This is a genomic window from Enterococcus sp. C76 (assembly GCF_040886985.1).
In the GTDB taxonomy this organism is placed as follows: domain Bacteria; phylum Bacillota; class Bacilli; order Lactobacillales; family Enterococcaceae; genus Enterococcus_B; species Enterococcus_B lactis.
This window is the reverse complement of record NZ_JBFOEY010000002.1, coordinates 51074-63133: the sequence shown is the minus strand read 5'-3', so window position 1 is coordinate 63133 and position 12060 is coordinate 51074. Positions and strand designations below refer to the sequence as shown.

The 12060-nt window shown below is 40.6% G+C and carries 9 protein-coding genes; 4 read left to right on the top strand and 5 right to left on the bottom strand.

Annotated features, from left to right (window positions below):
- Positions 1-9 precede the first annotated feature (9 nt).
- Complete coding sequence (locus tag AB3I00_RS02785; RefSeq protein ID WP_002345412.1) at positions 10-606, top strand: hypothetical protein; 597 nt, start codon at positions 10-12, stop codon at positions 604-606.
- A 38-nt stretch (positions 607-644) separates the two neighbouring features.
- On the top strand, positions 645-1247 hold the full coding sequence (locus AB3I00_RS02780; RefSeq protein ID WP_368024744.1) for a hypothetical protein: 603 nt from the start codon (positions 645-647) through the stop codon (positions 1245-1247).
- Here AB3I00_RS02780 and AB3I00_RS02775 read toward each other — a convergent pair.
- The 5 genes from AB3I00_RS02775 to AB3I00_RS02755 all read right to left on the bottom strand — a co-directional run bounded on the left by AB3I00_RS02775 (position 1244) and on the right by AB3I00_RS02755 (position 8557).
- Positions 1244-3241 (bottom strand): RNase A-like domain-containing protein, encoded by a 1998-nt coding sequence (locus AB3I00_RS02775; RefSeq protein WP_368024743.1) that lies wholly within the window; start codon positions 3239-3241, stop codon positions 1244-1246. The genes AB3I00_RS02780 and AB3I00_RS02775 overlap by 4 nt on opposite strands.
- A gap of 316 nt (positions 3242-3557) precedes the next feature.
- Positions 3558-4583: a LacI family DNA-binding transcriptional regulator gene (locus AB3I00_RS02770; RefSeq protein WP_002312769.1), complete on the bottom strand. Its 1026-nt coding sequence runs from the start codon at positions 4581-4583 to the stop codon at positions 3558-3560.
- A 21-nt stretch (positions 4584-4604) separates the two neighbouring features.
- Complete coding sequence (locus tag AB3I00_RS02765; protein ID WP_368024742.1) at positions 4605-5612, bottom strand: aldose epimerase family protein; 1008 nt, start codon at positions 5610-5612, stop codon at positions 4605-4607.
- Complete coding sequence (gene pgmB, locus AB3I00_RS02760) at positions 5605-6270, bottom strand: beta-phosphoglucomutase (protein ID WP_368024741.1); 666 nt, start codon at positions 6268-6270, stop codon at positions 5605-5607. Before pgmB ends, AB3I00_RS02765 begins: the two co-directional genes overlap by 8 nt.
- Complete coding sequence (locus tag AB3I00_RS02755) at positions 6263-8557, bottom strand: glycoside hydrolase family 65 protein (protein ID WP_111231624.1); 2295 nt, start codon at positions 8555-8557, stop codon at positions 6263-6265. Before AB3I00_RS02755 ends, pgmB begins: the two co-directional genes overlap by 8 nt.
- A 258-nt stretch (positions 8558-8815) precedes the next feature.
- Here AB3I00_RS02755 and AB3I00_RS02750 point away from each other — a divergent pair, with 258 nt between their 5' ends.
- Together AB3I00_RS02750 and AB3I00_RS02745 are read left to right on the top strand one after the other, a co-directional pair.
- On the top strand, positions 8816-10981 hold the full coding sequence (locus tag AB3I00_RS02750; RefSeq protein ID WP_368024740.1) for a PTS transporter subunit IIBC: 2166 nt from the start codon (positions 8816-8818) through the stop codon (positions 10979-10981).
- Positions 10982-11169: 188 nt separating this feature from the next.
- Positions 11170-12000, top strand: a complete 831-nt coding sequence (locus AB3I00_RS02745) for an endonuclease/exonuclease/phosphatase family protein (RefSeq protein ID WP_368024739.1) — start codon at positions 11170-11172, stop codon at positions 11998-12000.
- Positions 12001-12060 lie beyond the last annotated feature (60 nt).

Below are 12060 nucleotides of genomic sequence, written 5' to 3'. Positions count from 1 at the left end.
AGAGAAAAGATGGAATTATTAGAAAAAGAAAGTATTGATTTTTATTTGGAGCGTGCTTGGACCGTGTTACGGTATGCTTTTTTCAAGGAAGAAGAGTATGACGGGCTAAATAGTCATCAGGAGGCAGTTTTAGAATTTCTCAATTACTCAAGCAGATTGTGTGCTGGGTGGTCATGGCGAATCAAAGAAGGGCTTATAGTTTCTAAAAAAATATATGCACAAAAACTTTACGAATTCAGAGAAGAAAAAATCAACTATACGGATATCCGATTTTTTGACAAGATGAAAGAGTACCCTATTTATGTGAATAAAGAAATGATGAAGGCGAAAAGAATCACGCCTGGATCATTCTGGGCTGAGGATAGTATCTATCGGACTTCTTTTCTTGAAGCAACTCAAGGAGCAGAGGGAACGGAAGAAGAATTTAACCAGTTGAATGATCGTCTTTTCCCAGATAAAGATCATCTGCATATTTACCTTTGGAACAATGAATTTACGAATTATTATAATGAAGGTCGTTATTGGGATGGCGCTTATGTGTGGTCAGTGTATGACGAAAAGAGAAAGCGATTCACTGTTTTTGATGCTACACTGGTATTGGATTGAATTATTCCATATAGTGAACTGGAAAAAGGAGAGAGAAGATGGAACTATTAGAAAAAGAAACTGTTAGTTTTTACTTAAGACATGATTGGACTCCATTACACTATGTTTTTTTAAAAGAGGAAAAGTATAGTGGGATAAACAGTCATCAGGAAGCAGTTTTAGAATTTCTTAATTGCTCAAACAGGTTTCGAGAATGTCTGCGTCTGATGTGGAGTGATAGAAATCCTATGAAAATAGATCATGAAGCATATGCTCGTAAATTTCATGAGCTTAACGAAGAAAAAATCAACTATACGGATATCCGATTTTTTGACAAGATGAAAGAGTATCCTATTTATGTGAATAAAGAAATGATGAGGGCGAAAAGAATCACGCCTGAATCATTCTGGGCTGAGGATGGTATCTATCGGACTTCTTTTCTTGATGCGCCTCAAGGAGCGGCAGGAACGGAAGAAGAATTTAACCAGTTGAATGATCGTCTTTTCCCAGATAAAGATCATCTGCATATTTACCTTTGGAATAATGAATTTACGAATTATTATAATAATGGTCGTTATTGGGATGGTGCTTATGTGTGGTCAGTGTATGACGAAAAGAGAAAGCGATTCACTGTTTTTGATGCTAGTTTAGTGATGATTTAAAAATAAACAAAAATTTTAGAAAAGGAAGGAGCCGCCCTTGGCGGCTCCTCTTTTACAGTTCTTCGTAAGTCAGGATAAGCGGTTAGGATATAATACTTTCGTTTTTTCCATACGATGTTGGGCATTCTTTGAATAACTACTTTAGCGTAATAGATCGAGTCGTATTGAATATAGTTGTCAAGGTTTAATCTATAAAATCCCCACCCTAATGTCTTTCCAAGAGCAATCGATTTATACGATCGATAGATTACACGATTACCATCTTGTAAAGAACAATCACCTAGAGGTAACTTGATCGTACCCTCTAAGTATTTTTTATTGGCAGTATAGATCGCGCAGTTGATAAATATCAAAGCTTGTTCCGTAGTATGGAAGGCAGCGGAATAGGTTATTTCTTTTAATCGGGCTTGTAGGGCATCCGCAGTCTGTCCCACATGCCGTTCCATCGTATGCCCTTTCCCGCCGTCTGCATACCATTCGTCATAGTACAAATCAAGAGGGGAATACCATTCGAATTCATCGTCATCATCGTCATCCCCTTTGAAGTTTTTGATTGCTTCAAGGACGCGAGCTAGACTCAACGCATTCCATGCCGCGCCCATTGCGCCTTCGACTAATGTTTTACCTGTACCATCTTCTACGATGTCTCCAGTTTCTTCATCTAATACACCTCTTCGCCCATCGATCGTGATCGAGTCATCTATTGGGATGGCTGCTTCACTGTAAGCAAAATCGATCGCCCCCCACTGGTATTCTGGAACGGCTACGCGAGTGTCAGCGTACACGAACTTTCCTGTTGCATCAAGGACAACCGTTTGTCCGTATAAGGTAGCGATTATACCAGAAGGATCGAAGCTCAATCCGTTTTCAGTCGGTGCCAAGACTTCCGCTAAGTTCTTTTGTATATCGGCAGTGCGTGTATGATAGGCTTGCGCCATTTGCTGAGCCGTCTGGACAGCGACTTCTCTTGAGGGTGTTTCGATCACCCCAAATTCAAAAGTGGTGTTTTGCTGGATGTATTCCAGAAAGTCTTCTTGAGTCGCGATCTGGCTCATCAAGACAGACATCGGGACACTTAATTCGACTTCATGGACGAAGGAACCGTTGCTACCCCGATGGCCATAATTGTGACCGGAGATCGTCAGTAATGTTGTATCACTGCCGACTCGAGTTTCCATGACACGAACCATTTCCAGTAAGAAGAATTGATCTTCGATGAACATTCGATCAGCTACCGAGGCATCACGTCCGATTACGCCAGTTCGAGCCGTTTCAGTAGAAAGAGAACCATAAGAGATCAGTTTACGGAATGCCGGATGGTCATTGATCGAAAAGCGATAAGCACCATGATCCGTTGTTCCTGTCAAATATTCCCGCATCAATGCATGACTGGTCACGTCTTGCGCGTATCTTTTTTGCAGACCTTGCGAGAAATTATAGGTACTAGTAGTAGAATCGATCCCCGAAGTGGCAAAAGTGGCCAATTCTTGTTGCAGGGCAGGATTATTGGAAGATAATTCATACAAGCTCGCATTCGTTTTGAGTAAGTCTGCAGTGGCGACGCCTAAGGAGGAACCTAATTGGTAAAAACTATAACCAAGTCCTGCTCCTAGGATAGCAGAAACTACTGCAGCAGAAGCAGGGAGGGAAACCAATGCAGAACTTAATGTAGCACCAACAGCAGAAAAAGGAGAGAGAAAAGAGGAGAAACTGACGCCACCGGTTAAAGGAACCAATGCTGCATTGTGCGGATCTGGTTCTTGGGTAGTGACAGGGATACGAGAGATAGACGGGAGTTCAGGAACAACTTCGGTCGTCGCATGTTGTTCTGCTTTAATCGTATACGTTTCTTGGGCGTGCGTTTGGACAGGCGTGGCAGCAAATGGCAGAAGTGTCAACACAACAAAAAACAAATGAGTGAGTTTTTTCATGTTTTCTCCTTTCAAGAACACGTGCGGCTGATCGACAAGGGGGTCTTTTGCACCTCCGTTCATTCGTATTCGCTTACACATTTAATTATTCTTGAAAAAACAAAAGAATACAAGGCGTAATAGAAAAAATCAATTTAAAAAAATGTTTTTTATATTATTGGTGTTTCCATCGTGTATTCTCATGGAAGACAGCAGTTATGTCAAATAATCGTTTGTTTTGGACGCATAATCGTTCACGTAACTGATAAAGAAAAAGAAGGGAGAAAATTATTTATTTTGAAATTAACGTTATTTAATGTTTTCTTTTCAAACTTATAAAAATAACGTTTTTTATGTAAAAAAACTGACCATAGGATAAATGGTCAGCAAATTCAGTGATTTAACTAAGTTTTGTGCTTTCTAAAGGAACGACTGTCTCTCTTTTGATCAAGCGATGAGGGATGACCAAACGTACGCCGCTACTTAATTCTTCATGAATCAGTTCACGCAGTTTTTGCATAGCGACACGTCCTAATTCGGAGATATCGATATCGATGCTTGTAAGGTAAGGATGTGTCAATGTTGAGAAGATCGAGTTGTTGAAGCTAATGACAGAAAGTGTCTCTGGAATGACATAACCATACATTTGTGCCAACTGCATCGTGCGAAGGGCGAAGATATCGTCAATGACTACCAATGCTGTGGCTTCGTTTTCTTTCAACGTTTTCTCAAAGGTCAGATAATCTTCTGTATGTTCCAGTACTACACTGGAAAACGCAGGAAAATCAGCCATCATCATCGCTTTTTGATAACCGAAATATCGTTCGAAATACAAACTCTCATGAGTCGTATTCGTCACGAATAGGATATTCTTATGTCCATTCTGGATCAAAAATTCTGTTGCTTGTTTGCCTAGAAGCTGGTTGTCATTATCTACATAAACGATTTCGTTTTCGTGATGATAAGGCTGTCCGATCAAAGTGAAAGGGATGTGGTTTTGGTATAAATAATCAATGACAGGGTCTTGACTATCTGAATACACTAGAATAAAACCATCTACTTGTTTTTGTAGATGCATACGCTGGACGTTCTCTAACAGTAAATCAAAATTTTTAGCAGTAGCAATCGCTGTCGTCATATCATAATTCCGCGCTTCTTCGTTGATTGCTTCCATGATCTCAAGATAAAAGGGATTCCCAATCCGCTCTTTTGAATCAAGAGGAGGTAAGATCACGCCGATGGCACTGGAAATGCGTTTTCCTAGATTGCGGGCAGTCATGTTAGGAACATAACCTAGTTCATCCATGATTTTTCGGACTTTCTTCTTTGTTGCCTCGGAAATACTAGGATGATCATTGATAACACGAGAGACGGTCGAGGTAGCAACGCCGGCTTTTTTCGCCACATCTTTTACGGTAATAGCCATGATAAAAACACCTTTCTCTTGTTATTGTGCAGAGAACCGGTAAATCGTCTGACTGACCCGTTCTTGACCAGGATGGAGGTTGATCGTTCCAAAGTTGGGAAAATGAACGATATCAGGGATTTCTTGCGGTTCGATTGCTAATCCGTAGTTTGAATGCATCTGTTTTCCGTTGACAGAGAAATCTGCTTCAAATCCAGTCGTAGAAAATAATACCATACTTTTATTGGAAGTTGCTATAGTCATTTGACGACCAGAATGCTTCTCGAATAATTGTAAGGAAGTTCTGGAAAGCCTAGGATGATGCAAAAGAAATACATCATCTAGTCCAGCTGGATAACAAGCAAGGATTTCTTGCAGTGTTGGAGATTTTCTAAAGTCGATGGGCAGGTCTTCTTTTTTCGTCCAATTTCCAGTAGGTAGTTTTTCTTGATCTAATTCAAGTATACCATCTAAGAAGACCGTTAACTGATGGTCATAGATGTCTCTTTTTCCATTTCCTGAAAGGTTGAAGTAGGCATGATTGGTTGGATTGCAGATGGTTTCGACTAGGCTACTGGCAGAGGTCGTCATCTCTAACTCGTTTTTTGTCAAACGGTAAGTGATCGTAGCAGTGATTGGTCCTGGATAGGTAGAAAATGCATCTTTTAAGTAAAAGACCACGCCTATTGATGAAGGAGTTTTGAAAACTTCTACTTCCCAATATTGGAAAGACCAGCCTTTCGTGCCACCGTGGATATGGTGTGATCCGCAGTTTTTTTCCAATCTATGCTCACCCCAAGAAGCATCTCGGATCCTTCCAGCTACAGGTCCGACAGTTGCGCCAAAAAAGCTTTTATCTGTTAGAACATCTTCGAAACGATCGTAAGACAATAAAATATTTTCTGATTTTCCTTCTTTGTCTGGCGCGAAGATTTGATGCAGGCGGGCACCATAGTTGAGAAGAACGACTTCTAAATAGTCGTTCTTCAACGTGATTTTCTTTATTTCAGTCTCTGGAACTGGTACGACGGAGATTTCTGGATTATCCATGGTCATGCCACTTTTCTTTCAAGTAATCGATCGTAAGAAAAGTCGTATCAGGGACAAGCGGGATCTCCTCTCCAAGGTCTTCAGCACGTCCCACGCCAATTGGTTGAGCACCACTTGAGAGGATGGCTTGGATACCGGCTTGCGCGTCTTCGATCCCGATACATTCTTCTGCTTTTAGTCCGACAGCTTTTGCTGCAAGGAGGAAGATATCTGGCGCAGGTTTTCCGTTTGCTGCTTCTGCCGGGTCGGCAATAGCGTCAAAGTAAGGTGTGAGACCCATTTTTTCAAGTAGGAAAGGCCCATTTTTACTTGCAGAAGCAAGAGCGATCTTGATTTTTTCTTCTTTTAAAGAATCCAGTAAAGGGATGATCCCAGGGAAGACATCTTTTGGTTCGATCGTCTGGATCATCTCTAAATAATAATCATTTTTTCTTTTTGCTAATTCTGCAAATTCTTCCTTTGAAAAAGAGTGTTCTTTTCCGCCATAAGCTAAAAGCAAAGAGAGAGAGTCTTCTCGGCTGACGCCTTTTAGCTGTTCGTTGAATGTGCGGTCGATCGTAATGCCGATTTCCTGACCAAGCTTTTGCCAAGCACGATAATGGAATTCGGCAGTATCGGTAATGACGCCGTCTAAATCGAACAATACCCCTTTAAACATTTGCTTCCTCCTTTCTTAGCGTTATTTCTAGGCGATCCTCTAAAGTGTAAGACTGTTCATAGACGAAAAGTTCCAGAGGCATACCTTCTAATAACTCAAAAGTAACTTGTTCATCTGTAACTGAGATGAATAATAAACGTCCGCGATAATTGATGTGGAAAGAATAAGCATTCCAGGTTTTTGGCAGAAATGGTGCGAATTTCAATTGATCATGGGCGGTTTTCATTTGTGCAAATCCTTGGACGATCGACAACCAGCTGCCAGTCATGGAAGTGATGTGCAAGCCGTCTTCTGTGTCGTTATTGTAATTATCCAGATCCAAGCGAGCTGTTCGTTGGTACATTTCTACAGCTTTGTTTTCCATTCCTAATTCTGCTGCTAAAATCGAATGGATACTTGGTGAAAGGGAAGACTCATGGACAGTCATTGGTTCATAGAAATCAAAGTTTTTTTGTTTTTCTTCTTTTGTAAAAGTATCGTTGAAGAAATAAATCCCCTGTAATACATCTGCCTGCTTGATGAAGCAAGATCTAAGGATTTTGTCCCAAGACCAATGCTGGTTCAGAGGAAGATCGCTTGTGGGAATATCGGATACAGGCATGAGATCTTTATCTAAGAATGTGTCATGCTGGACAAAAATACCTAATTCTTCGTCCACTGGGAAGTACATGTTCTCTGCGATATCTTTCCATTTGGCTAGTTCTTCTTCGCTGATAGCGATAGCAGCTTCTTCTTGATAAGTTAAATAATTTTCTCGCGTGTAACGCAAGACCCAAGCTGCGATCGTATTTGTATACCAATTGTTATTGATGTTGTTTTCATATTCATTTGGTCCAGTCACTCCGTGGATCATGTATTTATTTGCTCGTTTTGAAAAATGGACACGGTCTGCCCAGAAACGGGCGATTTCTGCTAAAACTTCCAGACCTTCATTTTTCAAATATTCTGTATCACCGGTGTAATTCGTGTAATTGTAGATTGCATAGGCGATCGCACCATTTCGGTGAATCTCCTCGAAAGTGATTTCCCACTCGTTATGACATTCGACGCCAGTGAAGGTGACCATAGGATAAAGCGCGCCTTTCAATCCTTGCTGCTGAGCGTTGTGGATCGCTTGCGGCAGCTGGTTATGCCGGTATTTCAGAAGATTCTTAGTTACTTCGGGTTTGGCTAAAGCGAGATAAAGAGGGACTGCATACGCTTCTGTATCCCAGTAAGTGGCACCGCCGTATTTTTCTCCTGTGAATCCTTTGGGTCCGATATTCAATCGTTCATCTTCGCCGTAGTAAGTAGAGAATAGTTGGAACAAATTGAACCGAATACCTTGCTGTGCTTCTTCGTCTCCTTCGATGACCACATCGGCAAGCTTCCATCGTTCTGCCCAAGCCGCTGTTTGTTCTTCTTTTGCTTGGATATAATTGTTTGTCTGATTTGCTAATTCTGAGACGGCTTTTTCTGCTTGCTGCGCTTCTGGGATATCTCGACTAGTAAGAACGATGATTTCTTTCTCTACTGTCCATGTCTCGCCTTGAGATAATTCAGCAGACAGGCAACCATGTAAGGCTAAAGTATCTTCGTGATAGTCAGGAACGACTGCTTTTCCGTTAACGAAATGACGCATTGCTGCAGTAACAGTGAATTGTTCGATCCCGAAGTTGTTTGGAATAGTTTTAGTTGTCAAATAGCCGATTTCTTCTATGGTTCCACGATCGATCTCATTCCAAAAATGTTCATCATAGTTGCTGTCTTCGTTTTGGACATTTCCATCCAATTTCGATACGAGGTCGACTGTTCCATTACCTTCAAGCATTTCTATAGTCAAATGGATGTAAGCTGCTTCTTTTTTGACAATGCTTAAAAAACGTTCAAAGGAGATACGTACTTTATTAGTAGAAGTAGTGATTGTGAACGTACGAGATAGCACACCATTTTTCATATCTAGTTCCCAATAAAAATCTTCTGGTTCCAAAGAAGCCAAGTCGATCAGCTGATCGTTGATCGAAATATCTATTGCGATAAAGTTCAAGGCATTGATTACTTTTCCAAAGTACTCTGGATAACCGTTTTTCCACCAGCCGACACGTGTCTTATCAGGATACCAGACACCTGCCAAATAAGTACCTTGATGGTGGTCCCCTGAGTAAGTTTCTTCAAAGTTCCCACGCATCCCCATATAACCGTTTCCAATACTTGTCAAAGATTCTTGCAGTCGAAGATTTTTTTTATCTAATTGGGTCGTGCTGATTTTCCATGGATCAATAGCAAATAGTCGTTTGATCTGTTTCATTGTTCTCCTCCTAATGAGCTGTTTTATACGTTCATAATAAACGCAACCGATTGCGCAAGTCAATAGACAATAGGAAATATTTCATAGAAAAAAGCATAAAAATAAAATTTTTTCGAGCTATTTATAGAAGGAAACTTATGTATTATGGGTTTTGTAGAATGGTATAGACAGAAGAATAAAAAATAAAGCATTTACAAAAAAGAAAACGCACGCTATAATACATTTAACGAAACCGATTGCGTAAAGGAGCTAAACGGAATGAAAAAGATATTTAGTTTTGAGTTTTGGCAAAAATTTGGAAAGGCTTTAATGGTTGTGGTGGCAGTGATGCCGGCAGCTGGATTGATGATCAGTATAGGGAAATCAATTCCTTTGATCAATCCTGAGTGGACGCCGCTTGTTACAACGGGCGGAGTAATAGAAAATATTGGTTGGGCAATTATTGGGAATCTTCATATTTTATTTGCTTTAGCAATAGGAGGAAGTTGGGCAAAAGAACGGGCAGGTGGGGCATTTGCTGCTGGGATCTCATTTATTTTGATCAATCGGATCACTGGGGCCATCTTTGGGGTCACAAGCGATATGCTTGCGAATGAAGATGCGTTTACTCACACTCTTTTCGGTACGAAGATCATGGTTAAAGGGTTCTTTACAAGTGTGTTGGAAGCACCAGCTTTGAATATGGGTGTATTTGTAGGGATCATCGCTGGTTTTGTCGGGGCAATGGCTTATAATAAGTACTATAATTATAGAAAATTACCGGATGCTTTGTCTTTCTTCAATGGAAAGCGCTTTGTTCCGTTTGTCGTTATCTTATGGTCAACGATTGTGGCATTGATTCTTGCTGTTGTTTGGCCAAACGTACAGGCCGGAATCAATAATTTTGGTTTATGGATTGCAGAATCACAGGAAAGCGCACCGATTCTAGCACCGTTTTTATTTGGTACATTGGAACGTTTGCTATTACCGTTCGGATTGCATCATATGCTGACAATTCCTATCAACTATACACAGCTTGGCGGATCGTACGAGATTTTATCAGGCGCACAGGCAGGAACACAAGTTTTTGGACAAGATCCGTTATGGTTAGCTTGGGCCACTGATTTAGTGAATCTTAGAGGTGCAGGGGATATGTCGCAATATGAATTTGTGTTGCATAACTGGACACCTGCTCGTTTCAAAGTAGGACAAATGATTGGTTCTTCGGGTATTTTGATGGGGATGGCATTTGCGATGTACCGTAATGTCGATCCTGATAAGAAAGCAAGATATAAATCAATGTATTTTTCAGCAGCGTTAGCTGTCTTTCTAACAGGTGTAACAGAACCATTGGAGTTCATGTTCATGTTTGCGGCTGTACCATTATATGCCATTTATTCAGTCATTCAGGGAGCTGCATTTGCGATGGCAGACATTTTACCATTGCGGGTCCATTCATTTGGAAATATCGAATTGCTGACGCGGACACCATTAGCTATCAAAGCGGGTCTAGGTGCAGATCTTATCAACTTCGTGTTATGTGTGATCGTTTTTGGTGTTGTTACGTATTTCTTAGCAAATTTCTTGATCAAAAAATTCAACTTTGCTACACCTGGGCGTAACGGAAATTATGACAATGACAGTGAAGAAACCACTGTATCTAACAGTGGAACAAGAACTGCAGACCAGCAAGTGGTGCAGATCATCCATTTGTTGGGCGGAAAAGAAAATATCAAAGATGTCGATGCCTGTATGACTCGTTTACGTGTAAGTGTAAACGATCGGGAAAAAGTTGGGACTGAAGAAGCCTGGAAACGAGCAGGAGCAATGGGACTGATCGTCAAAGACAATGGAGTCCAAGCAGTTTATGGACCAAAAGCAGATGTCTTGAAATCAGATATCGAAGATCTGCTGCAATCAGGAGCAGAGATTCCAGAGCCGCAAATGGTTTCTACAGGAAATGGACAAGCAGATAGCAAGAAATACTTAGGCATAGAACAAGAACTAGTTTCCGCAGCTTCTGGGGAAGTGATTCCTTTAGCTGAAGTAAAAGATCCAGTATTCTCACAAAAAATGATGGGTGATGGTTTTGCTGTTATTCCAACGTCAAGAGAAGTTGTTGCGCCGATCGCTGGAAAAGTGACAAGTATTTTCCCTAGCAAACATGCAATTGGGCTAGAAACGAAAGAGGGCGTCGAAGTTTTGATCCATATGGGGATTGATACAGTCCAAATGAATCAGTCAGCTTTTGAGATTGCTGTCAAAGAAGGACAAGAAGTAGGAACAGGAACGAAATTAGCTGAAATGAATCTTGAAGTGATCCAAAACGAAGAAAAAGATCCAACGATCATGATCGTATTTACGAATGATAAAGTGGAAGAAGTAGTGATCAAGCAATTAGGGACAGTGGCAGCTGGTAAAGTGATCGGCTCCATTAAAATATAAAGGGAGGTTGTGAAATCAGCGTCCTGACCTGAGTATTAGAGAGACAAAACGGAAAAATAGCTCCTCATATTTTGCCGTTTTTGAGCTAATACCGAAGGTCAGCTGATTGAACACTGTTTACTGGGGAGGTTGTGACAAAATTTTGTCACAACCCCTTTTGTTTCGAAATGAAGAGAAGGAGAAGAACCATGAAATTCATGACATTGAACACACATAGCTGGCTTGAGCCAGAACCAGATAAAAAATTACAGGAATTAGCAGATAAGATCCTGTTAGAAGATTATGAAGTGATCGCTTTACAAGAAATCAACCAATTACTGGAATCTGAAGAAGCAGACCCTGCAAAACTAATGAAGTTCTGTCCAGTAGAGAATCAAGTTCCTATCCGCAAAGATAATTTTGCCTACTGTTTAGTCCAGCTTTTAAAAGAACAAGGAAAAGAGTATTTTTGGAGTTGGGAAATGAGCCACATCGGTTATGATAAATATGAAGAAGGAAATGCGCTGCTTGCGAAAAGACCATTGGAAAGTCAGGTCCTCACCGTCTCCGAATCTCAAAAGAAAGAAGATTATCGGACGCGCAAGATCTTGATTGGGAAAACAAAGATAGATGATCAAGATATTTTTGTCTCTAGCTGCCACTTTTCTTGGTGGACAGATAAAAAAAGCGGCTTTTATTTTGAGTGGAAAAACTTGGAAAACTACTTTTTTGAAACTCGCGCACCACTTTTTTTCCTAGGTGATTTCAATAATCCGGCAGATTCTGAAGGTTATCATATAGTAAAGGAAAGTGGTCTTCTTCTTCAAGATTCGTATGTTATCGCGAATGAAAAAGGCAAAGCTGCTACTGTGGAAAAGAAGATTGATGGTTGGGAACAAAACACAGAAAAATTGCGTATAGATTTCATTTTTGTCCCTGAAGGAGTACAAGTAAAAAAATATCAACGGATTTTTGACGGGATCGATAGTCCAATCATCAGTGATCACTATGGGGCTGAAATCGAAATAGATGGACGATGAACGAACAAAAATATGACACAAAAAACTCTCCGATCGATCCTACCGTTCGGAGAGTTTTTT